Annotated in this window: 21 protein-coding genes; 7 read left to right on the plus strand and 14 right to left on the minus strand. The window is 66.2% G+C overall.

The window, feature by feature from the left end:
• Positions 1–44 precede the first annotated feature (44 nt).
• Positions 45–410, plus strand: coding sequence for a DUF8070 family membrane protein (locus NP511_RS22930; RefSeq protein ID WP_084158326.1), 366 nt, complete (start codon positions 45–47; stop codon positions 408–410).
• 182 nt (positions 411–592) lie between these two features.
• Here the strand turns inward: NP511_RS22930 and NP511_RS01415 are convergent, their stop codons facing one another.
• Positions 593–1,591 (minus strand): DHH family phosphoesterase, encoded by a 999-nt coding sequence (locus NP511_RS01415; protein ID WP_049966848.1) that lies wholly within the window; start codon positions 1,589–1,591, stop codon positions 593–595.
• 425 nt (positions 1,592–2,016) lie between these two features.
• Here NP511_RS01415 and NP511_RS01420 point away from each other — a divergent pair, with 425 nt between their 5' ends.
• The 3 genes from NP511_RS01420 to NP511_RS01430 all read left to right on the plus strand — a co-directional run bounded on the left by NP511_RS01420 (position 2,017) and on the right by NP511_RS01430 (position 5,072).
• On the plus strand, positions 2,017–2,388 hold the full coding sequence (locus NP511_RS01420; RefSeq protein ID WP_006180505.1) for a helix-turn-helix domain-containing protein: 372 nt from the start codon (positions 2,017–2,019) through the stop codon (positions 2,386–2,388).
• A gap of 78 nt (positions 2,389–2,466) precedes the next feature.
• Positions 2,467–3,645 carry a thiolase domain-containing protein gene (locus NP511_RS01425; protein ID WP_049966849.1) on the plus strand — a complete coding sequence of 393 codons (1,179 nt, stop codon included), beginning with the start codon at positions 2,467–2,469 and terminating at the stop codon, positions 3,643–3,645.
• On the plus strand, positions 3,645–5,072 hold the full coding sequence (locus NP511_RS01430; protein WP_049966850.1) for a zinc ribbon domain-containing protein: 1,428 nt from the start codon (positions 3,645–3,647) through the stop codon (positions 5,070–5,072). Before NP511_RS01425 ends, NP511_RS01430 begins: the two co-directional genes overlap by 1 nt.
• A 428-nt stretch (positions 5,073–5,500) precedes the next feature.
• Here NP511_RS01430 and NP511_RS01435 read toward each other — a convergent pair whose 3' ends face one another.
• The 3 genes from NP511_RS01435 to NP511_RS01445 form a co-directional block, all read right to left on the minus strand.
• Positions 5,501–6,499, minus strand: coding sequence for an ornithine cyclodeaminase family protein (locus NP511_RS01435; protein WP_049966851.1), 999 nt, complete (start codon positions 6,497–6,499; stop codon positions 5,501–5,503).
• A 53-nt stretch (positions 6,500–6,552) separates the two neighbouring features.
• Complete coding sequence (locus NP511_RS01440; RefSeq protein ID WP_049966852.1) at positions 6,553–6,768, minus strand: DUF8015 family protein; 216 nt, start codon at positions 6,766–6,768, stop codon at positions 6,553–6,555.
• A gap of 296 nt (positions 6,769–7,064) precedes the next feature.
• Positions 7,065–7,490: a DUF3054 domain-containing protein gene (locus tag NP511_RS01445; protein WP_006651250.1), complete on the minus strand. Its 426-nt coding sequence runs from the start codon at positions 7,488–7,490 to the stop codon at positions 7,065–7,067.
• Positions 7,491–7,838: 348 nt separating this feature from the next.
• On the opposite strand from NP511_RS01445, the gene NP511_RS01450 reads away from it, so the two are divergent.
• The gene (locus tag NP511_RS01450; RefSeq protein WP_049966853.1) at positions 7,839–8,519 is read left to right on the plus strand and encodes a J domain-containing protein; all 681 of its coding nucleotides are present in this window, start codon (positions 7,839–7,841) and stop codon (positions 8,517–8,519) included.
• Here the strand turns inward: NP511_RS01450 and NP511_RS01455 are convergent.
• The 9 genes from NP511_RS01455 to NP511_RS01495 all read right to left on the minus strand — a co-directional run bounded on the left by NP511_RS01455 (position 8,492) and on the right by NP511_RS01495 (position 16,888).
• Entirely contained in the window at positions 8,492–9,130 is a 639-nt protein-coding gene (locus NP511_RS01455; RefSeq protein WP_006651252.1) for a toll/interleukin-1 receptor domain-containing protein, read from the minus strand. The two genes, NP511_RS01450 and NP511_RS01455, sit on opposite strands and share 28 nt — an antisense overlap.
• Before the next feature lie 58 nt (positions 9,131–9,188).
• Positions 9,189–9,629: a DUF8159 domain-containing protein gene (locus NP511_RS01460; protein ID WP_049966854.1), complete on the minus strand. Its 441-nt coding sequence runs from the start codon at positions 9,627–9,629 to the stop codon at positions 9,189–9,191.
• Positions 9,630–9,758: 129 nt separating this feature from the next.
• Positions 9,759–10,403, minus strand: a complete 645-nt coding sequence (gene tpiA, locus NP511_RS01465; protein ID WP_049966855.1) for a triose-phosphate isomerase — start codon at positions 10,401–10,403, stop codon at positions 9,759–9,761.
• Positions 10,404–10,481: 78 nt separating this feature from the next.
• Positions 10,482–11,024 carry a multiprotein bridging factor aMBF1 gene (locus NP511_RS01470; RefSeq protein ID WP_015299030.1) on the minus strand — a complete coding sequence of 181 codons (543 nt, stop codon included), beginning with the start codon at positions 11,022–11,024 and terminating at the stop codon, positions 10,482–10,484.
• 84 nt (positions 11,025–11,108) lie between these two features.
• Positions 11,109–11,723 carry a CDP-alcohol phosphatidyltransferase family protein gene (locus NP511_RS01475; protein WP_006180493.1) on the minus strand — a complete coding sequence of 205 codons (615 nt, stop codon included), beginning with the start codon at positions 11,721–11,723 and terminating at the stop codon, positions 11,109–11,111.
• On the minus strand, positions 11,720–12,292 hold the full coding sequence (locus NP511_RS01480) for an adenylate kinase family protein (RefSeq protein ID WP_049966856.1): 573 nt from the start codon (positions 12,290–12,292) through the stop codon (positions 11,720–11,722). Before NP511_RS01480 ends, NP511_RS01475 begins: the two co-directional genes overlap by 4 nt.
• The gene (gene hisC / locus NP511_RS01485; RefSeq protein WP_049966857.1) at positions 12,289–13,434 is read right to left on the minus strand and encodes a histidinol-phosphate transaminase; all 1,146 of its coding nucleotides are present in this window, start codon (positions 13,432–13,434) and stop codon (positions 12,289–12,291) included. Before hisC ends, NP511_RS01480 begins: the two co-directional genes overlap by 4 nt.
• A gap of 116 nt (positions 13,435–13,550) precedes the next feature.
• Entirely contained in the window at positions 13,551–13,970 is a 420-nt protein-coding gene (locus NP511_RS01490) for a hypothetical protein (protein ID WP_049966858.1), read from the minus strand.
• A 161-nt stretch (positions 13,971–14,131) separates the two neighbouring features.
• A complete protein-coding gene (locus tag NP511_RS01495; RefSeq protein ID WP_084158327.1) occupies positions 14,132–16,888 on the minus strand; it encodes an ATP-dependent DNA ligase in 2,757 nt (918 codons plus the stop codon).
• A gap of 132 nt (positions 16,889–17,020) precedes the next feature.
• Between NP511_RS01495 and NP511_RS01500 the strand changes: the two genes are divergently transcribed.
• A complete protein-coding gene (locus tag NP511_RS01500; RefSeq protein WP_049966859.1) occupies positions 17,021–18,574 on the plus strand; it encodes a glutamate-cysteine ligase family protein in 1,554 nt (517 codons plus the stop codon).
• 35 nt (positions 18,575–18,609) lie between these two features.
• Here the strand turns inward: NP511_RS01500 and NP511_RS01505 are convergent, their stop codons facing one another.
• A complete protein-coding gene (locus NP511_RS01505; RefSeq protein ID WP_049966860.1) occupies positions 18,610–20,007 on the minus strand; it encodes an FAD-binding oxidoreductase in 1,398 nt (465 codons plus the stop codon).
• A 309-nt stretch (positions 20,008–20,316) separates the two neighbouring features.
• Here NP511_RS01505 and NP511_RS01510 point away from each other — a divergent pair, with 309 nt between their 5' ends.
• The gene (locus NP511_RS01510; protein WP_049966861.1) at positions 20,317–22,773 is read left to right on the plus strand and encodes a DUF5059 domain-containing protein; all 2,457 of its coding nucleotides are present in this window, start codon (positions 20,317–20,319) and stop codon (positions 22,771–22,773) included.
• The last annotated feature ends 98 nt before the right edge of the window (positions 22,774–22,871 follow it).

Consider the following 22,871-nt stretch of genomic DNA (forward strand, 5'->3'; position numbering starts at 1 on the left):
CCAAAAGTTGATAACCTCCGGTTGATTGTCTGCACGTACTGGATATGAATTTGACACGATTGTTGAAACCACTGGTGCGGGACACTGGCGTGATAGGTGGCGTAACCGTCGGTCTTGTGTACGGTCTCACCCATTCGGGGGCAGTAATCGTAGGACTGGCTGGTCTTGGCATCCTCTGTATTGGGGTGGGTGGTGGTACTACTGGACATGGTGGTACTTCTGGATTTGCTGCTTTGGGGAGGACTGGGCACGATGAGAGTAGTGAGGTAAGAAATATGACCAGACATATGGAACTCTGGCCGGGGGTATCCTCCGACATGCCAGTTCGGGTGCGTCTCCTCTTCTATGGGCTTGGACTCCTTTTCTGGAGCCTCACAGTTCTTGGACTGTTTTCGTCGCGCCTCCATTGACCCCGCGCTCGACGTTCTCTATCCTACCGTTCAATTCACGCTCTGTATTCAGCACACCGGTCTTAATAGACGATGGCTAAATTGTGACCCGCACCGTTACATCGTTACCCCGTACTTACCGCAAGTTCACATTCGATTCCGAATGAAAATCGTACTATCAACCGCTGCTACGGCAGCTCGTCTCAATCGTCGAGGTTCAACGCGTCGAAGAACCGTCGGGCGAGCCGTCCGCCGACGAACTCGAGTAGCGCGTCGTCGTCGCCGTCTTCGTCCGCGAACAGCCCGAGTTCGATCCGCCCGCCGGCCATGTCGTGGTGGCCGCCCGCCGCCCCGAGTTCGTCGAACCCCTCCTCGAGCGCCTCGCCGATGTGGACCCGCGGATCGATCGACCGGCCGCTCAGCCGGATCGCGTCGCCGACGATCCCGTAGACCAACACCGTATCGACTCCCTCGAGGTTGAGCAGGTAGTCCGCGGCCTGTGGCAGCGCGTCCGTCTCGCCGGTCTTGCCGGCGCTGGCGACCAGCGACGAGCCGCGTCGCTCCCGGCTGGCGATGGCCCGCCCGATCGCGTCGAGAGTCCCCGGGGAGAAGGCGCTGCCGTACAGTTGCTCGAGCGTCTCGAGATCCGCGTCGGGATAGACCGCTAGCGCGGCCTCGTACTCGCGGCGCGTCGGCTCGCGGACGAAGTCCAGCCGCTCGCGGTGGAGCGCAAAGAGCAACGCCGAGGCGAGCCGGGCGGTCAGTTCGACCTCGAGTTCCCCGAGGTACTCCACGAAGATCGTCGCCGTCGCGCCGTACTCGGTGCGGACGTCCTCGAAGTCGGCCCCGCTCGCCTCGCCGGGATGATGGTCGATGACGATGTCCGGTGTGATACGTTCCGGCACCTCCGTGTTCGCGCCCGGACTGCTGTGATCGACGTACCCGATGCTCTCGTACTCCGACAGCGTCGTCGACTCGATCGTCTGGAGGCTGATGTCGAGGAGATTGACGAACGCGCGGTTCTGTTGGTGGGAGATCTCACCGCCGTAGGCGATCGTCACGGGCGCGATGTCGTGGTCGCGTGCGATCGCCTCGAGGGCGAGCGCGCTGGCGAGACAGTCCGGGTCGGGATTGTCGTGACAGACGATCGCCAGCGACTCGGTCGCCTCGAGGACGGAGACGAGGTCGGCCGCGCGAGGCATACGTGAGATACGGCGACGAGACGTTTGAAACCCGCGTCGCCTCTCAGTGCGGACGAACGATCGATCGGCGATAGGGGTGCCGCGTGAGTGACGCCGCTCGAGGTCGGGCGAACGCCCACTGGGACGGTACGGTCCACTGTCAAGTCGACTTACATATGATATTCGAACACATTTGGGAATGTTCTCAGCGGGAAGTAAGAGGTCTGTACCCCTGCAGTACGGTTCTCGTCGGGGAGAAATCTGGACTCCTATTCAATACCTTCACAGGTCGAGGGTTCGATGTCAACTACGACGGGGGCCCGTAAGCGGGCCGCTGTGATCGAGACCCAGTTGGTTAGAACGATAACAAAGGGTAAGACGGGCGACGGCGGACTCGTGACTGAACGACTGACCCACCACTCCGGCGCGGACGACGGTGTCCACCCATGACTGACAACGCCGAGAGCAATCGAATACGCGTGACGGTAACGGTCACCGACGACGAATCGATCGAACAACTGATTGATTGCGTCGACGACGTCGTCGACGCACGCACCGTCGACGACCGGACCACCGACCAGCAGGGTCGTCCGGAGTCGCTCCAGCTCGACGTCCGCGAACTCACGCCGAAACAGTGGGAGGCCCTCGAGCTGGCCGGCAAGCGAGGCTATTTCGACCGGCCACGAGGAGTCGATCTCGAGACGCTGGCCGATGAGCTGGCGATCTCGAAGTCGGCGGTCTCCCAGCGGCTCCGTGCGGCCGAGTCGACGCTGATCCGGGCGGTCCTCGACGCGTCGCGAGAGCCGACCGAGCGGTAGCGGGGTCCAGCCACGATCGGTCCCGAAGACCGTAGGTAAGTGTGTACTTATTTCACACCGGACGACCGAGGGGCCGGTATGCGAGACGCCTACCTCGTCGGCGCGGGGCAGTCGGACTACGGAGCCTTTCCCTCGGAGAGCTACCGGTCCCTGTTCCGCACGGCGTTCGACGCGGCGACGGACAGCGTACCGAAGGGCCTCGAGGCGGACGACATCGACGAGGCCGTCATCGGCAATCTCGGCGTCGGCGGCCGGCAGCTGGGCCTCTCCGGGCCGGCCGTGACCGAACACGTCGGCCTCGACGGGGTGCCGACGACGCGGGTCGAAAACGCCTGTGCGGCGAGCGGTTTCGCGGTGCGACAGGCCGTCCAGGCCGTCAAGTCGGGGATGGCAGACGTCGTCCTCGCCGGCGGCTTCGAGATCATGTCCGACATGAGTTCGGACGCGACGAAGTACTGGCTCGGCGTCTCCGGGGAAACCGAGTGGGAGCGACTCTCGGGAACCACCTTCTCGGGCGTCTACGCCCAGATGGCGTCGGTCCACATGGAGCAGTACGGCACCACGCGCGAACACCTCTCGCGGGTCGCCGTCAAGAACCACGCCAACGGCGCGAAAAACCCCCACGCCCAGTTAGGCTTCGAGTGTTCGCTCGAGGACGCCCAGTCGGCGCCGGTCGTCGCGGACCCGCTGAACCTCTATCACTGCTGTCCGACCTCGGACGGGGCGGCCTGTGCGCTGATCGTCAGCGAGGACGTGGTCGACGAGTACACGGACGATCCGATCCGGGTGGCCGGCGTCGGTGCCGGCAGCGACACCGTCGGGCTCTTCCAGCGCGACACCTATACCGGCATTCCGGCGAGCCAGCGGGCCGGCGAGCAGGCCTACGAGATGGCCGATGTCGACCCCGACGACCTCGACTTCGCGGAGGTTCACGACTGCTTCGCCATCGCCGAACTGCTGGCCTACGAGGATCTCGGCTTCTGTGAGACCGGCGAGGCCGGCCGACTGATCGAATCCGGGGCGACCGAGATCGGTGGCGACCTTCCCGTGAATACCTCCGGCGGCCTCAAGTCCAAGGGCCACCCGATCGGCGCGACGGGTGCCGGACAGGTCGTCGAGGCCTACAAACAGCTCTCCGGGAAGGCGGGCGAGCGACAGGTCGAGAACCCCGCTCGCGGACTGACCCACAACGTCGGCGGCAGCGGTGGTGCTGCCGTCGTTCACGTCTTCGAGAAGGAACAGGAGGTGAGCGCCTGATGAGCGCGATCACCGGTGTCGGTGCGTACGCACCGCGATTCCGAATCAGTGCCGAGGCCTTCGAGGAGGCCTGGGGGCAGTTCCACGCCGCCGGCGTCACCGAGAAGGCCGTCCCCGCGGCCGACGAGGACGCCCTCACCATGGGCTACGAGGCCGCGACCCGCGCGCTCGAGGCGGCCGACGTCGACGCGGAGAGCATCGACTGGCTGGCATTCGCCGCCTCGCGGCCGCCAGCGGCCGAGGAGGACCTGACCGCCCGACTGGGCGCGATGCTGGCCCTCTCCGAATCGGCGACCCGTCAGCTCTTTTCCGGGAGTACTCGAGCGGGAACCCGCGCGCTCTGGGCCGGTCTGGACGCCCTCGAGGCCGACGCAACGACCGCGCTCGTCGTCGCCGCCGACGCACCGCAGGGCGACCCCGACGACGGGATCGATCACGCCGCCGGAGCCGGCAGCGCCGCGTTCGTCCTCGAGCGCGAGGGTCCCGCCGAAATCGTCGATCGCGCGGAATACGCCGCGCCCTATCCCGGTACCCGGTTCCGCGATACCGGCGAGGACGAGACCCAGGGGCTGGGCATCACCCAGTACGACCGGCAGTCCTTCACCGAAACGATCGGCGGGGCGGTCGATGGCCTCGAGGTCGACCCCGAGCCCGACGCGGCCGCGATCCAGGCCCCCGACGGGAAGCTCCCCTACCGCGCGGCCGGCGCGGCCGGCGTCGGCACCGACGAGATCCAGGCCGCCGCGACGGTCCACGAGCTGGGCGATACCGGCGCGGCGAGCGTGCCCCTGTCGCTCGCCACCGCGCTCGCGGACGGCGACGACTCCGTCCTCGGCGTCTCCCACGGCAGCGGCGCGGGGGCCGACGCGGTCGTCGTCTCGGCCGACGGCGACGTGCCGGCCGTCACCGCGCTCGAGGGGGCGGAGCCGCTTTCCTACGCCGAGTACCTGCGCCAGCGCGGCGTCGTGACCACCGGCCCGCCGTCGGGCGGCGGGGCCTACGTCAGCGTCCCCTCGTGGCGGCGCTCGCTCCCCCAGCGCTACCGGCTCGAGGCCGGCCGCTGTTCGGAGTGCGGTGCGCTGTCGTTCCCGCCGGAGGGCGCGTGTGACGACTGCGGGGCGCTCGCCGAGTACGACCCCATCGAACTTGCTGGCGAGGGGACCATCGAGGCCGTTACGACCATCTCCCAGGGCGGCGCACCGCCGGAGTTCGCCGAACAGCAGGCCCAGTCGGGCGACTACGCGGCCGCGATCGTCGCGCTCGAGACCGATGGCGGCGACGAAACCGTCAGTGCCCCGGCGATGGGTACCGACGCTGACCCCGACGCGTTCGGAGTCGGTGATCGCATCGAGACGACGATCCGCCGGGTCTACACGCAGGAGGGCGTCACTCGCTACGGGTTCAAAGTGCGACCGGCCGAGCAGTAACCGGCTCGAGTCGCCCGTCGGCTCGAAAACAGTTATTTATCTGAATTGCAGGCGCTAAAACCCCGTCTTTCAGGGCGGGGATACAGCGCCGTCATCGTCTGTCTTTCGTGTGAATCGGCAGTTTCACAGTCCCACGCGGTGTATTGTGGACTGTGCGCGGGAAACTGGCAGTTGACTCGGTGTTTGCCACGACGAGAGCCGAAATCAAACAAGTGAGCCGACCGCGCCGACCGACACAAAACAAGATACCTCCAAGCCGTCAACACGGTAGGAGTAACGGCTTCGTGGCAGAGCCAGCGCCGTCGGTCGCAAACCTTAGATTCCCAACCTTCCGAATTGACGGGAACCGCCACTTGTGCGGTTCGGGAAGCCCCGCCCTTTAGCGTGGGGAGGATGTCACACTCCAGTCCCCCGCGTCCCTCGAGTCCCTAGTTCCCCGTCAGCGCCTCGCTCGCCGGGGCGAACTCGATCGTCTGTCCGAGTCCCCGTTCGCTGGCGCGCTCGTAGAGGAGATACGCCGCGGCGACCGTCTCGATGCCGGTGCCGCCGCTGTCGAAGACCGTGATCTCGTCGTCGCTCGTCCGGCCCGGTGCGTTGCCGGCGACGACCTCGCCCAGTTCGGCGTGGACGTGGTCCTCGGTGATCGCGCCCGCCTCGAGAGCCTGGATAAACGAGCCGGCGTCGAACGTCGCCCGCTCGCGGAGGTCCGGAACGTAGGTCGCGTTCGCGATCGTGTCCGTGTCCAGTTCGCGTGCGTCCGCCGAGTACTGGCCCATCGCGGTGATGTGGGTCCCGGGTGCGATATCGTCGCCGTCGACGACCGGCTCGCTGGCTTGCGTCGCCGTGATCACGACGTCCGCATCGGCGACGGCGGCCGTACTCGAGTCGACCGCGTGGACGTCGGCCGCGAGCGTGTCGTCGAAGTCGGCGGCAAACGCCTCGCGGTTCTCGGGAGTCGGCGAGTAGACCCGCACCTCGGTGAAGTCACGGACCGTGGCGGTCGCATGGAGCTGGCCGCGGGCCTGTGCGCCGCTCCCGATGATCGCGAGGGTGTCGGCGTCGTCGCGGGCGAGTTCGTCGACGCCGACGGCACCGGCCGCGCCGGTCTTGAACGGGTTCATGCTCGCGCCGTCGAGCAGGGCCAGCGGCGCGCCGCTGTCGGCGTCGAAAAGCGGCGTCATGAACCAGCCGTCGCCGGCACCGAACCCCGCGCTGTACATGTAGCCCCCCATCGCGCCCGTCTCCGGGAGGATGGCAGCGTAGCTCGTGAACATCCCGGCGGGATCCGCACGGAGGAACTTCGACCGTGGGTGGGCCGGTGCGCCCTCGCCGCGCTGTCGATACCCCTCACGAACGGCGTCGACGTATTCGGCCGGCGTTGCGAGGTCATCGACGGCGTCGCTGGTCAGAAACAGCGTCTCAGTCATAGACGATCGAACGCGGCGGAGATGGGAAAAGGAACCGAAAGCGGAAGAACGGATCAGTCCGCGTTGATCGGCGGACGCGCCGACCGGGTCTCGTCGGCGGTGTCAGCTGGCGTATTGACGAACATTGCGTGGCCGATGATCCCCATCGCGACGACTGCCCCGAGCGGCACTGCCGCGGTCAGCGACACCCCCACGAACGTCAGGGCCGCGGTGATACCGAGCAGTGCGACTGGGATGAGGCCGAGAACAATGTCGTAATATCCAGTCATAATCTATCCTATAGTATGAGGAATAGCCATATAAGTGTTTCCCATAATTAGCTCATGGTGGATGAGTTTCTGATTTGCATTATCGGGAGTGAATCTGCATAAGTTATATCGAAGGTACGGAACGGGCGAAGGATCGGATCACCGCTCGCTCGAGAGACGTGACGGACAGACACAGTCTCTGATCGATTACGTTCTCGAGAGACAGGCCGTCAGAAACGCGGTCCCGAATAACGTATCGAATTTCGGATGACTATACTCTCGAACCGATATCGATCGCGAACCGGCGCGTCGACAATTTACCTCGTCGCTGATAGATAGAGGGTATAGACCAGTCGCCAACCGAGCAACACGGCCAGCCCGGTCGCGGTGATGACGACCGGAAACGGCCACGTCGTCCCGCCATCGAACAGCGGCGAGCCACGGAGCATGAGCCCGACGTTCGCCGCCGCGATCCACGCGACGGCCGGCAGTCGGAACTCGCGGCTCGCTCCCGCCCGTTCGGTCGCGTAGACCCCCGCCAGCGCCGCGACGGCGAGCCAGCCGACCACGAACGGCGTCACCGTCTCGAGCGAGGCGATCGGTTCGGCGATCGGATTGCCGCTGTGACTGATGCGGCCGAGGAGGACGATCCCGACGATACAGAGGACGTCGACGATTCCGGCGACGAGGCGGTCGCGGTCGGCCGCGCCATCGTGCGTATCCGTCCGAACTGCTGTGTCCATACGCGATACTCACGACTGCGAGCCCATTGGTGTCCCGGTTCGATCGTCGAAATACCTGACAGGAGAGGAGGAACTCGGCGGCCGTCGGCCACCGAGTGCCGTCCAACGGACAGCGCGTCTCCGTGCGAGGGGACCCTCGCACGCCCGATCCATAGCCGGCCGACTACTTCGTTATCCGTTCCGTTCGGACCGGTCGGCCGTCCGCCCGGTCTCGTTTCACCACGTAGTCGGAGCCTACACACCGGCCCCGACCGACGGTCGGGGCCTCCCTCCGGGCGAACCGAGCCGTCCGAACCCGTGACTGTCAGCAGAAGAACTAATATGGGACGAACCCGAACCGCCCGGGTAATGGCAGTGGTCGGTGAACGACAGGCCGGCTGCGACGGATGTGGCCGGACGGTCGCGCTCGAGGATCTCACGACAGTGACGATGCCGGACGGCGAACGGGTGGCGTGCTGTCCGGAGTGTGAGCCACACGCCAGGGCAGCCGCCCGAAAGGGCGCGTCGCTCGATCAGCGGCGGGCCGCCTGTGACGGGTGTACCGGCACGTTCCTCGCGACCGAACTCGAGGACGTCGTGCTGTCGGACGGCACCGTGTTGACCTGCTGTCCGTCGTGTGCGGCCGAGGCCCCCGGTCCCGATGCTGGGGCCGAAGGAGATGGCCCGGCGACCGACGGGAACGCCGACGCGACCGATACCGGCGACACCGACGAGCGAACCCGATGCACACAGTGCCGGGAGTGGGTCGACGAGGAGCGGTTTCGCGTGACCACGATCGACGAGCGGACCGAACGGCTGTGTTCGGACTGCAAAGCCGATGCCGAGGAGCGCGGCATCGTCGCCGACGTCGCCATGCGAAAGACCGAGGCCCGCGACGTACTGGGCCTCGAGCGGGCCGTCAGCGACGAGCGGCTGCGGGAGGCGTTTCACGAGCAGGTCAAACGCGCCCACCCAGATCGCAAAAGCGGCAGCGAGTCGGCGTTCAAACTCGTTCGGGACGCCTACGACCGGCTTCGGGACGAGGACTGAGACGCCGGCACGTTCTCACGACCCATGAAGCCGATCGTCGCCGGCTCGAAGTAGTACGTGATCCCACAGTCCGCACACGAGGCCGTCAGGAACTTGCCGTGTGCATGGAGCTTCCAGAGCTTGGACTGATCGTGTTCGAGTTCGAGCGTGACCGGCCCCCTGCAGTCGGGGATCGTACACGGGAACCGGATATACCAGTTCGGAACCGACAGCGCGCCCAGCGGTGCGAGTTCGCTTCGGAGCCGACACAGCAGGTTGAAGATCGTCGCGGAGAGATCACCGCGGTCGATCGTCACGCCGTCGACGTCGCCCACGAACCCTCGCCGGTCGATCCCCTCGTCGAACAGCGGCAGTACGGGAATTCCCTTGGCCACCGCGTAGCCGATTTCCTGATTGATCCACTCGTCGTCGGCCGCCGCCTCGGTCAGTACCGCGACGACGAGGTCGCTGTTGGCGAGTCGTCCCTCGAGTCGCGTTCGCGAGCGGCCGGACTCGACTTCCTCGTGTGCAATGTGGACGCCGAAGGGGAAGTTCTTGACCGTCGAGAACAGGTCCTGCACGAGGTCGAGATCGTCGGGCGCGTGGGAGACGTACACCTGCTCTCCGGTCATGGAATCGTCTACGACAAGGACTGACGCGAACCATTATTAATCTATCTCCGGGACGTATTTAATCGGTGTCACGTCCGCTGGGCCGGTCCCGGACCGTCCTGAGGACCAACCCCGAGAACTCCACCTGCGAGAGGTCGGCCCCGAGCCGGTCGAACCACTCGCGCTCGACGTGCCAGCGCCCCCGGACCGCCCCGTCGGTCGCGAACGAGGTCACCTCGAGACGACCGGGCGTCCACGAACGCTCCTCGCCGATCGACAGCAGCGTCCGCAGGACGGCCCCGACCTCGTCGCGCGTGACCGCGGGCGCGTCGGAAACGGCCTCGTACTCGAGGGCGATCCCGATGCCGTCGTCGGGGGACGTGGTCTCGCCCTCGCCGTCCAGCCACTCGAACGACGTCACGTAGTAGCCGTGGCTCATCAGTCGGTTCTCGAGCGCGACCGAGACCGGATGCGTCGCCGTCTCCGTCCCGCCGTCGGACGCGGAGTTGTTGTCACTCATACACACACCTTCGAGCGACAGGGAGAAAAGTGGGACGGCGGGCGCGTTATACGGACTGCTGTAAGTCATTTCCGGCGCGACCGCGGGACGAGTCGCGGTCACGCCGGCAAATCGGTACAGCAGACCGTATTACAGCGGGGCGACGAGATCCTCGAGGGCAGCCTTCGGGTCGTCGGCTTTCGCGACGCCGCTTGCCAGCAAGACCCCGCCGGCACCGAGATCGCCCGCGGCGACGACATCGTCGCCCGTACTGATGCCGGCCCCACAGAGGACCGACACGTCGGGGTCGACGTCGGCCGCGGCCGCGACCGCGTCCTCGACGACGTCCGGGTCGGCCTGACTGACCGGCGTTCCCGTTCCGATGAGTTCGGGGGGCTCGACGGCGACGGCGTAGGGGCCGAGCGCCGCCGCGGCACCGATCTGGGCCGGGTTGTTCGCACAGACGATCGTCTCGAGGTCGGCCCGCTGGGCCGCACGGACCGTCCCGTCGATGTCGGCCAGTTTCAGTCGCCGCTCGGAGTGGTTGACCAGGGTCCCGACCGCGCCCGCGTCGGCGACGTGTTCCGCGAGGGCGTGGCCGGTGTTGCTCCCGTGATCGATCGGATCGACGTGCTGGGCCCACGTCTCGGCTCCGGTCTCGGCGACCCGTTCGATGTGGGTCGCCGCGGGTGCGACCGCCAGGCGTGCGTCGGTCGTTTCGTCGACATCGCGGACGGCTTCCGCAACCGCGACCGGATCACACGGATACGTCTTCAGGTTGACGAGGACGAACATATCCGCAACCCCACCCGCACGAAAGAAATAGCTTGCGAGTCGGCGGTACGGGAACCGAGGGCGGACCGGACGTCGCCGTTAGTCCTTGCGCTTGACGACGTCGCCGAGCGTGTAACTGCCGGTCGAGGAGCCGCCGGACCACTCCGAGTCCTCGCCGGACGCCCCTTCGGCGTTCAGGTTGATCTCGAGGAAGCTCTCGAGTTCGGACTGCACTCGGTCGCTCGGGAGGGTGTCGCCGCGTTCGATCTTGCGGATCAGGCTCGCCTTCTCGTTGAGTTCGTTCGCGAGTTCGGACTGGCTGAGACCCTTGCTCTCGCGGGCGTTGCGAACCCGGTCGTCGTAGTCGGTCGCCAGCTCGTCCATGTCGTCGAACATGTCCGAGCGGCGCTGGCTCGAGCCACCCGAACTCGACGAACTCGTGGAGCCGGACGACTGGCCACCCCCGCTCGAGGACGACGAACTCGAGCCGGTCGAGTACTTCGTCGACGAACTCGAACTCGAGGGCTGTTTGACCTCGGTGCCGAAGTCCGTACAGTCGGAACACACGTCTAGCTTCGCGCCCTCGACTTTGATCGTCTTCGGGGACGACGTCTCGGCCCCACACATCTCACACTGAACCATGTCCGTTCCTATATCGTGATCAGGGATAAAGCATGCGGCGCGCTCCCGCCCGTCAAAAAGGGCGGAAGCGGGCCACAGCGGCGCTCACTCGAGGGCTTGCCAGGAGTAATAGAAGCGCTGGAGTGCGGTCAGGTGGCCGACGACCGCGAGGAAGACCAACAGGAGCCCAACGAGCGTGAACCCGCCGACGATCGGCCCCGTGATCGGATAGGCCAGAAAGCCGACGATCCCGATGATCGCCAGCCGATCGGCGCGACCGACGAGTCCGCCGTAGACCCGATCGAGGCCGACGGCCTGTGCCTGCGTGCCGAGATACGAGGTCATCACGACGCCGGTCACGGCCGCGAAGCCGAGCAGATAGTCCTCGACGCCCGCGGCCAGCCCCGCGATGACGACGATGTCGGCGTAGCGGTCGAGGACGTGATCCAGCAGGTCGCCGCCGGCCGACGCGACCTCCTGTTCGCGCGCGAGCGCGCCGTCGACGATGTCGAGCCAGCCATTGAGAAAGACCAGCGCGGCCGCCACGGCGTACCAGACCGGGTCCTCGAGCCCGCCCAGTGCGAACGCGACCGCGGCGAGGATCGCCATCCCGAAGGCGACGACGCTCACGCCGTTTGGCGTCATGCCGACGCGGTCGAACCCCTTGACGAAGGGGTCGAGAAACCGCGAGACGTACGGCCGGAACTTGTCGAGCGTCATGTCAGATACCCCATAAAGTCGACCTCGCCGGCGCTTGGCTCGCGCTCGCCCGCGACGACCGCCTCGAGTGCTGCCGCGACCGCTTCGGGGTCGCGATCGGTCGTGTCGACCTCGTAGACCGACTCGAGGCCGTGTTCCTCGACCGCCTCGGAGAGGATCACGTCCAGCGCCTCGCTCTCGGCGTTCTCCTCGGCCTTCGCGGCGGTCTCGCCGCGCTCGAGCAGGCGCTTCTCGAGCGTCTCGGGGTGACACCGCAGGACGACCACACGGTCGGCGTCGAAGTGATGCGCGAGGTGGGACTCGACGACGGCGTCGTCCCGGCCGGCGAGCCACTCGGAGAGGGCCTCGAGATCGGCGACCTTGCTCTCGCGGTCGGCGTCGACCTCGGTGTAGAGGCCCTCTTCTTCGAGGACGCGGTTGAGATGGATCACCTCGAGATCGGGAGCCGATTCGCCGTCGGTGTCCGTCGCCGCGTTCGGAGCGGCCTCCTCGTCGGCCAGCCGCGATGCGAGCAGTTCCGTCGCGGTCGTCTTCCCGGTGCCGGGCGTGCCAGTGACGGCGACTTTCATGTGTCGGCGACCTCCGTGTCCGACTCGTCCGCCGGGGACGATTCGACGTCGAGATCGGCGAGGACCTCGTTGAGCGTTGCGACGGCCCGTTCCGTTTCGTCCTCGGTTCCGCAGGTGATGCGGACACAGCCAGGGAGCCCGAAACTCGAGCAGTCACGAACGATGACGCCGCGTTCCTGCATCTCGGCGGCGACGGCCGAAGCGTCGCCGACGTCGACGAGGACGAAGTTGCCCTGACTCTCCCAGACGTGGGCGTCGACGTTGTCGCGCATGTACGCGCGAGATTCGCGGGTAGTTTCGACGGTCCGGACGACGTGTTCCTCGTCGTCGATGGCCGCGAGCCCGGCCCGACAGGCGAGTTCGCTCGCCGCGAAGGGCGTGTTCACGCGGGCGTAGGCGTCGGCCCACTCGTCGGGCACGACGGCGTAGCCGAGACGAACGCCGGCCAGCCCGTAGGCCTTCGAGAACGTCCGGAGGACCGCGATGTCGTCGCGGGCCTCGAACTCGTCCCAGCCCTCGAGCAGCGCGATGGCGCTTTCGCCGTCGGCGAACTCGCCGTAGGCCTCGTCGACGGCGATCAGGGTCTCCTCGTCGGTCTCGTCGGCGAGGCGTTCGATCTCCGCGAGGGGCATCGTCGAGCCCGTCGGGTTGTGGGGGCTCGTGACCCAGATCACGCGCTCGCCGTCGTAAGCCTCGAGGACAGTGTCGGCGTCCTGCGTGAAGTCGTCGGCTTTCGAGAGAGCGTACTCACGGACGCCGCCGTGGTGAAATCGGGCACTCATCCCGTAGTAGGCGAAGCCGGGCGTGGGAACGAGGACGTCATCGGCCGGTTCCAGCGCCGTCCGGTGGAGGTAATCTATCGCCCCGTCGCCGCCGTTTGCCAGCCAGACCTGGTCGTCGGTGACGTTCCAGCGGCCGGCGACGGCGGTCGTGAGATCGGCGTGGGCGGCTTTGGGGTAGGAACTCACGCTCGAGGCCGTCTCCCGGATGGCGACGGCGGCGGCCGGCGAGGGGCCGTGGGGGTTCTCGTTCGAGGCGAGTTTGATGAACTCCGAGGGGTCCCGGTCGAGTTCGCGGGCGACCTCCTCGATGCCTCGACCCGCCTCGTAAGCGACGTGATCGGACAGGTCGCGCGGTTGCATACGCGATTCCAGTTTCCCACGGCTCTTAAGGGTGCTTACATGTGGTCAGTGGCTCGGGACTGACCGTCTACGCTGCCGCGACGGCTCCGGTCCGTCGCGAAAACCGGACGGTCGACTCAACGGCGGCGGAGGGCAGCGGTGAGACGGTCACAGAACCGTTCGAGCCGCTTTCGTCGTCGCCGTTCGGCGTACCAGCCGAGGAGCGGAAGGGGAATGGCCGGATCGACCGACGAACGCAGTCGAATCTCGGTCTCGCCGTTCGCGGCGGTCAGTTCTACCGCCGTTTCGACGGTGATGAGCGGTCGTCCGTCGGCGTCCCGTCGGTAGTGAAATCCGGTATCGGTTGACTCGAAGGTATACTGCAGAGGGAGGAGACGACCGGACGGACGGGCCGTTACGACGGTCCGTCCGTCCGACTCGATGACGTGCCCGGGCTCGTGCGACCCCTCGAGTCGGACGACGGTCTCGGGAGTCAAAAGCGCCGTTACGGCTGACCGCGTCGCCGGGAGGATTCGGACGACTTCCACGCCACACATACTCGAAAGAATACGGATACGGTTAAATTATTTCAGGTTCGACACGAATTGGAGGGGGCCCTGAACGGTTGCCGGACTCACCGGTACCGAACCGGCCTCGATCGCGGTGAGTAGAAGGGCTGTCGACCGGCGGAACCGAACGATCGAGCCGAGGGCAGCGGTCACTGATCACGGAGCCGCTCGAGTCGCTCGAGCGAGTCCGCGCCCTCGGGGTCCTTGTCAGACCGTACGCCCTGGAACCGCGGGAACCGCAAGGCGTAGCCCGACGAGTAGGTGGGCGAGGACTGGATCTCCTCGTAGCCGACCTCGAAGACGACCGCCGGCTCGAGGTCGACCGCCTGGCCGTCCTCGGCGGCGATGTGGGGCTCGAGCAACTCGGTCAGCTCTTCTAATTTCTCGTCGGTGATTCCGGTCGCAACCTTACCGACGGTCTCGAACTCGTCGCCCGCGCGCACGGCGAGTTCGAAGGTCCCGAGGAAGGTCGCCCGTCGCCCCTCGCCCCACTCGGCACCAGTGACGACGCAGTCGATCGTCTCCACGTCCGGCTTGCGCTTGCGCCAGTGTTTCCCCCGTCGGCCCGGCGAGTAGGTCGACTCGGGATCCTTGAGCATGATCCCCTCGTGGCCGGCCTCGAGGGCGTCGGCGTCGATCGACTCGATCTCGTCGGGATCGTCGGTCAGTCGGAGCAGGGAGAGGCCCTCGATGTCGGCGTCTGCCGTCCCATCGGTGCCGTCGTCGCCGTCGGAATCGGCGGCCGCGAGTACCGACCGGAGCCGGTCGTGGCGGGTCGTCAGGGGTTCCGCGAGCAGGTCCTCGCCACCGGCGTGCAGGCAGTCGAAAAAGACCGGGCGCACCGAGACGTCCTCGCGGGCCTTCGCGACGTCGTGTTTCCGGCGGAACCGCTTGAGGACTTCCTGGAACGGCAGCGGTGAGCCGTCGTCGTCGACGGCGACGACCTCGCCGTCGAGGATTGCGGGGGCCTCGAGCGTCTCGTCGGCGAACTCGACGACCTCGGGGAGGGCGTCGGTGACCTCCTCCATGTTTCTCGAGAAGACGCTGACCGACTCACCATCGAAATGGAGTTGACAGTTGTGTACCGCGGTGAGCGGAACGCAGTAACTTTCGTCTTCTGCGACCTGTAGATTGTATACCTTTTGGCGCGGGTCTACCTCTCGTGGGTTCTTTCGAGAGAGTTCCGTTTTAGAGAGTATATCGACGACAACGAAGTCGTCCTCGATTCGTGCATACCGGTCGGACTGAGATATCGTCAGTCGATAGTACGTTTTGTCGTTCTTTCTCACTCGTCGAATTCCGAAAATTCGTCCGAACGTCAATCCGATAAGCTGTATTACGGACGCGAGATATCGCTCCTTCGTGGTGATATACCGTCTCCCTTGTGGGTCTTCGTATCCGTCTGCTTCCTCCCAACCCGTGAGAAATGCATCAAACTGGTCCTCCGACAAGTTCCAAAACCAGTCAGGTACTGTTTTGTCTCTCCATCCATCTTGGTAATTTTTTCTGAAATTTTCGCATAGCCATTTAAATAGCGGACCGTCTGTCCAATATATATCTGTCGCACTACCGTGGTCATAGGTGTGGACGTTCTCAGGAGAGATTCCGAGAGCATCGACGACAATCGACCGGTATTCTTCTAATAAATCCGCATCGGTGTTACTAAACATCAATCCGATTCGGTTGTTGCCGTTGTAGTCGTTCGTAGAGCCGTCGCCGACCCAATAGCCGAGAAACCGGTAGAAAGACGGCGATAGTTCGAACTCCTTCGTGTAATTATCGATGGTACTGAGTTGCAGGCGGTCGGGAGGTGTCGAAGTAGGACGGATGGTAGGGACCGGAAAGGCGAGAGTCTCATTCTCGGAAACATCTTCGATCGGAACCCACTCGGTATCACCTGAATCATAAACCAACATCTCGTGTCCCTCTGTTATTTTAAACTCTGTACCGAAATACGTTGAGAACTCAAACACTTTCTCCTTGCTATCTATGCTTCGTCTATTTTTTGCTACGATCTCCCTGAAGCGACCCTCGTGTGTGAGAACGCTGTCCCCGACTTCGACGTCACGAACGGCGATTTGTCCTCGTTCGCGAGTGTAAATCGGCGTATACCCAGAAATGCAACGAGCGCCGTCGTATTTCCACTCGACCGCCGCCTCGTCCCACTCCTCGAGGGCGTCGGTCACGGTCCCGGCCTGTGCGAGCATCGCCTGGACGGGGCGGCCGACCGCGAGGTCCATGGCGTCGAGCCCCGCGACGCCCTCGTCTCGTGCGATTCGGGCGACCCGTCCGTAGTCGTTCGACACCTGCAGGGCGCGTTCGACGCGGTCCTCGGGGACCTCGAAGGCCGCGGCGATGGCGTCTCGGACCGTCCCCTCGCCGACGCCGATGCGCATCTCCGAGAGGACGAGCCGAGCGAGATATCGGGCTTCCTCGCTCGAGGCGCGGTTGAACAGGCCAAAGAGGAGGTCGACCTTCCGGTCGTGGCTGCCCGATCCCTCGGCGGCGGCCAGTTCGGTGAGAGTATCGGCGACCTCGCGGACAGTGAGATCGTCATCGGTGCCGCCGGCGTCGTCCGTGAACGCACCGAGGCCCTGCTGACCGCCGAACTCGTAGCTGGCCGCCACGTCGCCGATCTCGCCCACGTCGGCGAGTCGCTCCTCGACGTCGTCGCCGCTGACGTTTTGTCCCGCTGCGCGGGCGATCGCCTCGTAACACGCGCTCGGGCCGATATCGAGCGTCGTCGAGTCCCAGGCGGGGAATACCCGCCCCTGGACGAACCGCGCGACGACCTCGATCTCGTCGTCAGCCGCCGCGAGCAGGTCCCTGACGTGGGCGACGATCTCGAGGTCGGCGGGTTCGGCGTCGATCGTCCCGGCACGGTCGGCGAACGTGGCGAACTCCATCGGCGGTGTGTATCGCCGGGGGGAGTAAAACGGTTCTGAGACCGGACGGAGCGTCGGGACCGGACCGACGCGCGGCAGCGGAGAGGAGCCCGATGGCCGCCTTTAAAGGTGATCGGGTACGCACTCGGTGGTATGTCAGAGGAGGAACTCGCCGCGCGGGTCGCGGACGTCCTGTCGGTCGATGCCGACGACTTCCGCCGGTCGGCCGAAGCGGACGCCGAGGTGATCAAAGAGGGCGTCGAGGAGGGAGTCTTCGACAATCCGCAGGCGATCGTCGGCCTCGAGTACGAGTTTTACGCGGTCAAGGCCGACGATTGCGCCCTACGGCGGGTTCCGCGCCGGCTGCTCGAGTTGATCGGCTTCGAGAAGGAGTTGGGGCTGCACAACGCCGAGATGACGACGAGCCCGCAGCCGCTGAACGCCGACGGGCTGACGGCCCAGGAGGCGGAGGTCAAGGCCCGTCTGCGGACGGCACTCGACGTGACCCAGTCCGAGCGGATGCGATTGGTCAGCGACGCGCTCTGGACGCTCCCGCCGGAAGGCGAAGACGCGGCGACCTATCTCACCGACAGCGTCGAGCGGACGACGACGGACGACGATGGAACCGAACGCGCGGTCCGGGTCGCGACGAACATGAGCGACTCGGCCCGGTATCACGCGATGGCGAACACGGACCGAGCCGAGGCCGCGGGGATGCGAATCGAAGCGCCCCACGTCTCGCTGCAGGGCGACACCGTCATGCCCGAGAGCCTGATCACGTCGATCCAGCCCCACTACCAGGTACCCCACGCCCCCGACCTGCCCGACTACTTCAACTACGCGCTGCGAGTCGCGGGCCCGCTGCTCGCGCTGGGAGTCAACTCGCCGTTTTTCCCCGCCGATCTCTACGACGAGGACGCGAGCCCCGAGGCGATCCTCCGGGACGGCTGGATGGAACACCGTATCAGCGTCTTCGAGACCGTCCTCAACGATCCGACGACGGGCGAGGGGAAGGTCCGGTTCCCGCGCGATCTCGCGTCCGTCGACGAGGCGATCGATCGGATCGCCGCCGACGACACCATGGTCCCGATGCCGGTCGAGCCCGGCGAACGCTTCGACGACCAGTTCCCCCACTTCAGCCGGAAACACGGCACCTACTGGCGGTGGATCCGCCCGGTCTTCGGCGGTCCGACGCGCTCGGCGGCCAACGCCCGCATCGAGTTCCGCCCCATTCCCGCCCAGCCGACGGTCCGCGATTCGGTCGCGTTCCTCGCGGCCTTCGCCGGCCTGATGGAGAGTCTCACCCGACTCGAGCATCCCGTCGTCGAACTCGACTGGCAGCTCGCCCGGGAAAACTTCTACGCCGCGATGGTCGACGGGCTCGAGGCCGATCTCACCTGGATCACGAACGACGGCAAGGAAACGTCGGATAGCCTCGCACTCTACGAGGACCTGCTGGCTCACGCCGAGGACGGGCTGACCAACCGCGGGCTGAGCGAGGAAGACGCCGCCAAGTACCTCTACCCGCTCCGGCGACGCGTCCGACAGGGCGTGACCCCGGCCAGTTGGAAGCGCGAGCAGGTCGAGACCGCGCTCGCGGACGGAGCCGACCTCGAGGCGGCGATCGAGACGATGCAGCAGACGTACGTCGCCCGCCAGTCGGAGACGCTGCTCGAGGGGAGCTTCGCGGACTGGATCGGCGAGTAGCGACTCGAAGCGCGGTGGTCGCGGACGAAAAAGGGTTACCGGGCCGGTTCGACGTTCTGGTTCAGCCGGAACAGGTTCTCCGGATCGTACTCGGCCTTGACCTCGGCCAGCCGGTCCCCGTTCCGCCCGTAAGCGAGGTCCTCTTCGCCCGTCGCCTCGCTGATGAAGTTCGCGTAGACGCCGCCGGTCGCGTGCGGTGCCATCGCGTCGAAGAACGCCCGCGACCAGGCGATGCACTCGTCGTCCATCGCCGGATCCTCCCAGCGCGTGTGGACGTTCATCGCGTACTCGGCGTCCCGGTGGGGGTACGCCGTCGCGTCCGACGGGACGCGGGCCATCGCGCCGCCGAGCTGTGCGAAGAAGATCTCGGACAGGGGCGACGGGAGATCGGCTGCGTACTCGACTGCTGTATCGATGGCGTCGTCGGAGAGTTCACTGAAGTTGTGTGACTTCCAGTAGTTCCGGGACCCCTCGGTGAGTAGCGGATCGAACGCCTGCTGGAAGGCCGCGTACTGGTGTGGCCCGACGGCGTCCGCGATCGGGTCGCCGTACTCCCGGAGCGGGGCCAAGACCGCCGCTCCCTCCGCCATGTCACCGGCGTAGAACGTCACGACGAGGACGACGCCGACGCCGTGGACGTCTTCGGGGAGGAACGGCAGGGGCGGTGCCTTCCGGAGGACGATCCAGACAGCGGCTTCCTCCGGTGCGTCCTCGTTGAAATCCCGGACGTGCCGGATGACGTCCCGTGCGTCCTCGCCCGCGTAGACGATCGGTCCCGACAGAATCTCGGGACCGACTTCGTGGAGGTCGAACTCGAAGGAGGTGACGACGCCGAAGTTGCCGCCACCGCCCCGAATCCCCCAGAAGAGATCCGCGTTTTCCGTCTCGCTTGCGTGACGCAGTTCGCCGTCGGCAGTGACGATGTCCACGGACCGCAGGTTATCCACCGTCATTCCGTACCTGCGAGTCAGCCAGCCGAAGCCGCCGCCGAGCGTGAGCCCCGCGACGCCGGTCGTCGAATTGATCCCAAACGGCGTCGCCAGTCCGAACGCTTGCGTCTCGTGATCGACGTCCGCGAGGGTCGCCCCCGCCTCGACTCGAGCCGTCCGCTCTGTCGGATCTACGCGAACCGACCGCATCACCGAGAGGTCGAGCATTAGTCCGTCGTCACAGACCGCGTTCCCCGCGATGTTGTGTCCGCCGCCGCGGACCGCGAGTACCACGTCGTGGTCGCGGGCGAAGTTCACCGCCGCGATCACGTCCGATACGCCCATCGCGCGGAGGATGAGCGCTGGCCGCCTGTCGATCATGCCGTTCCAGATCGCTCGAGTCTCGTCGTAGTTCGGATCCCCGGGACGGAGCAACTCGCCGTGAAGCCCCTCGCTGAATCCGTCTATTGCACCGTCGTCTACGGGAGTGGTTGTTACTGCCATTGTCCCTCGGTATCTATACGCCTCGCTTGGACATGTGGTTGTGCATTATTAATAATTAAGGTAAGTCCGCCGGCGGGAGAGACTCGTACATGACCCCGACGACGCGATTCTCACAACATATTCGGGAAAACGTTCATGTTGCTACCGGCAATTCTTCCGATAGGTTATTTAGGTAGACCTAAATATTCGGAGAAGGATCCGCCGTCCCGATCGCGGACGAGGAATTGAGAGCGCCGCCTGCACTATTATTCTGCCTCTCTGTCCGGAAAGTATCGAAGACCATTTATACTTTTAGGCCAGCCTAAAAATATGCGACAGACACGACGGACGTGGTTGAAGGGGAGCGGCGCTGCACTCGTAACTCTCGGTCTCGCCGGTTGTTCCGGCGACGGCGACGGGGACGACGGGTCGACGGACGACGAGGGCCCGAGCAGCGACGAGGAGTCGGTGACGGTCGAGCCGGCCGAGCGGGCCGTCGCCGCCGAGTGGAACGCGATGCGGGCGCGCCTGTGGGACGCGCTCGCGGCGGGCGAAGCCGGGAAGTCGGGGACCGGGGCCGCCATCGCCGGCGACACGTTCGAACGGTTCGAGACCGCAAGCGGCGAGTACAACGCCCACGAACTCCTCGAGGAGACGGATCACGACCGCTACGAGGCGTTCGAGGAAGCCCTCGGCGAACTCCGGACGGAGGGCCTCGATCGCGGGGACATCGGCCGGGCACGCGAGGAGACCGTCATCGGCAGTGACGAACTCGGCCAGGCCCAAACGGCGCTCGTCGGCGAGGAGACGGCACAGGCGCTCGACCTCCAGTCGATCGGTACGTCGACGGCTGACGCCGTCGTCGCCGCCGAGGCCGGTGCCTTCGACGCCGCCGAAACGGTCGCGACCGACGCGCTCGAGCGGTTCGAGGAGGCCGCGGTCCACGACGCGATCGAGGAGGCCGACAGCGAGATCTACGAGCGGTTCGAGAGCGCCCTCGAGGCTGTCGCGGCGGCCGCGGGAGAAGAAGACCTCGAGGGCGTCCGCTCGAGCGCGACGGACACGCTCGCGGCGGCCAACGAGGGCGCGTACGCCCTCGCACCGTCCGAGTCGGCAGCGGGTGCCGGTCAGATCGCTACCTATCAGGCCCGTGGCTGGGACGCCGCGGCGCTTTCGGGTCTGGGCGGGCCGTCGACGGCGTTCGCACACGCGGCCGCACTGACCGGCTATCGGGCACGGGCCCACGACGCCGTCTGGCTCTTCGAGCGCGGACACGGAGACGCGGCCGGGCGAGTCGTCGAGAACGCCTTCGCCCACTTCGAGGGCGCTCGCGCACACGAGGCCCTCGAGGAAGCCAGCGAGGACGCCTACCACCGGTTCGAGGAGGACGGACTCGACGCGCTCGCGACGGCTATCGAAAACGACGACCCCGAAGGCGTCGAGAGTGCCGTCACCGCCGTCGACGAGGGGCTCGTGACCGGGATCGAGGCGCTGGGAACCGGCGTCGAACCCGCCCTGCTCGAGGCGAGCTTCTTCAGGGCCCGGCTCGGCGACGCCGTCGAACGGTACCGGCTCGGCGAGAGCGAGGTCGCCGCCGAAATCGCCAGCGGGCTGTTCGAGACCTTCGAAGCGAACGAGGCCGACTTCCACGAGACGCTCGAGGAGACCGACCACGACCTCTACGAGACGTTCGAGGACGAACACCTGAACGGACTGATCGACGCGTTCGAGAACGAGGACGACGCGGCCGTCGCCGACCACGCCGACGGCCTCGCGGCGACGCTGCTCGAGTTCGAGACGACGGCGGGGACGACCGCACAGGTCAGCGCCGTCGAGAGCGCCGCGATGGCAGCTCGGGCGTTCGACGCGGGCGCACTGGACGTCCTCGGTGCGGCGGATCGTGCGGAAACCGTGCTGCAAGAGATCTTCGAGGACTTCGAACGCGGTGCCGGCGGCTTCCACGAGGCGCTCGAGGAGGCCGACCACGATCGCTACGAATCGTTCGAAGCGGCCCTCGGCGATGCCAGAAACGCCGCCGCCGAGGGCGGGGACGTGAGCGCGGCGGCCCGGGCGTTCAACGAGCAGGCGATCGAAGCGACCTATACCGTCGTCGCGGACGCGGGCGGCTCGTTCGGTGACGCCGCCGCGTCGCTCGCATCGGACGTGTTCGCGGCGTTCGAGGAAGCACGGGCCCACGAACTCCTCGAGGAGGCTGACCGCGATATCTACGAGGGCTTCGAGGCGGCGCTCGAGGACTACATCGGTGCGCTCGAGGACGGGTCGGACGTCGAGGCGGCCGCCGAGACGTTCGCGACGGCGGCACTGCGAGCGCAGTTCGCGGTCGCCGGCGCGCCCGACGCCGCCCCGAGCGGCGACGGAACGGGCGACTCCGGCGAGGGGTCCGGTTCGGAGACCGACCTCGGGGGCGGGCCGAACGTCGTCGAAGGCGTTCCGGACGACGCCGACCACGTCGTCGATATGCAGGCCGTCGCGTTCGAGCCGGAGACGCTTACCGTCGCACAGGGCGACACCGTCGCCTGGAAACACGCGGCCGGCGAACCCCACTCCGTCACGGCCTACGAGGACCGGATTCCGGACGACGCCGACTACTGGGCCTCGGGTGGGTTCGATGGCGAGGACGCCGCCCGCGAGGGCTGGGAGAACGGCAAGGGCGCGGTTCAGTCGGGCGAGTCCTACGTCCACACCTTTGAGACGACCGGCGAACACGAGTACGTCTGTGTTCCTCACGAGAAGGCCGGGATGGTCGGGACCGTCGTCGTCGAGTGACTGGCCGAGTCGCGTCGATCCGACCACGTACACTCCGTCACCGGCCACGCCCGCGGTCGGCCGAAAGCGATTAAGTACCCTCGCTCGAGAGTTGCGGG

The sequence above is a fragment of the Natrinema thermotolerans genome, from assembly GCF_031165565.1.
Taxonomy (GTDB): Archaea; Halobacteriota; Halobacteria; order Halobacteriales; family Natrialbaceae; genus Natrinema; species Natrinema thermotolerans.

Excerpts from the sequence above, each read along its gene's own strand:
- NP511_RS22930 (WP_084158326.1), top strand. The coding sequence starts at position 45 with ATGAATTTGACACGATTGTTGAAACCACTGGTGCGGGACACTGGCGTG.
- NP511_RS01415 (WP_049966848.1), bottom strand. The coding sequence starts at position 1,591 with ATGCCTCGCGCGGCCGACCTCGTCTCCGTCCTCGAGGCGACCGAGTCG.
- NP511_RS01420 (WP_006180505.1), top strand. The coding sequence starts at position 2,017 with ATGACTGACAACGCCGAGAGCAATCGAATACGCGTGACGGTAACGGTC.
- NP511_RS01425 (WP_049966849.1), top strand. The coding sequence starts at position 2,467 with ATGCGAGACGCCTACCTCGTCGGCGCGGGGCAGTCGGACTACGGAGCC.
- NP511_RS01430 (WP_049966850.1), top strand. The coding sequence starts at position 3,645 with ATGAGCGCGATCACCGGTGTCGGTGCGTACGCACCGCGATTCCGAATC.
- NP511_RS01435 (WP_049966851.1), bottom strand. The coding sequence starts at position 6,499 with ATGACTGAGACGCTGTTTCTGACCAGCGACGCCGTCGATGACCTCGCA.
- NP511_RS01440 (WP_049966852.1), bottom strand. The coding sequence starts at position 6,768 with ATGACTGGATATTACGACATTGTTCTCGGCCTCATCCCAGTCGCACTG.
- NP511_RS01445 (WP_006651250.1), bottom strand. The coding sequence starts at position 7,490 with ATGGACACAGCAGTTCGGACGGATACGCACGATGGCGCGGCCGACCGC.
- NP511_RS01450 (WP_049966853.1), top strand. The coding sequence starts at position 7,839 with ATGGCAGTGGTCGGTGAACGACAGGCCGGCTGCGACGGATGTGGCCGG.
- NP511_RS01455 (WP_006651252.1), bottom strand. The coding sequence starts at position 9,130 with ATGACCGGAGAGCAGGTGTACGTCTCCCACGCGCCCGACGATCTCGAC.
- NP511_RS01460 (WP_049966854.1), bottom strand. The coding sequence starts at position 9,629 with ATGAGTGACAACAACTCCGCGTCCGACGGCGGGACGGAGACGGCGACG.
- tpiA (WP_049966855.1), bottom strand. The coding sequence starts at position 10,403 with ATGTTCGTCCTCGTCAACCTGAAGACGTATCCGTGTGATCCGGTCGCG.
- NP511_RS01470 (WP_015299030.1), bottom strand. The coding sequence starts at position 11,024 with ATGGTTCAGTGTGAGATGTGTGGGGCCGAGACGTCGTCCCCGAAGACG.
- NP511_RS01475 (WP_006180493.1), bottom strand. The coding sequence starts at position 11,723 with ATGACGCTCGACAAGTTCCGGCCGTACGTCTCGCGGTTTCTCGACCCC.
- NP511_RS01480 (WP_049966856.1), bottom strand. The coding sequence starts at position 12,292 with ATGAAAGTCGCCGTCACTGGCACGCCCGGCACCGGGAAGACGACCGCG.
- hisC (WP_049966857.1), bottom strand. The coding sequence starts at position 13,434 with ATGCAACCGCGCGACCTGTCCGATCACGTCGCTTACGAGGCGGGTCGA.
- NP511_RS01490 (WP_049966858.1), bottom strand. The coding sequence starts at position 13,970 with ATGTGTGGCGTGGAAGTCGTCCGAATCCTCCCGGCGACGCGGTCAGCC.
- NP511_RS01495 (WP_084158327.1), bottom strand. The coding sequence starts at position 16,888 with ATGGAGTTCGCCACGTTCGCCGACCGTGCCGGGACGATCGACGCCGAA.
- NP511_RS01500 (WP_049966859.1), top strand. The coding sequence starts at position 17,021 with ATGTCAGAGGAGGAACTCGCCGCGCGGGTCGCGGACGTCCTGTCGGTC.
- NP511_RS01505 (WP_049966860.1), bottom strand. The coding sequence starts at position 20,007 with ATGGCAGTAACAACCACTCCCGTAGACGACGGTGCAATAGACGGATTC.
- NP511_RS01510 (WP_049966861.1), top strand. The coding sequence starts at position 20,317 with ATGCGACAGACACGACGGACGTGGTTGAAGGGGAGCGGCGCTGCACTC.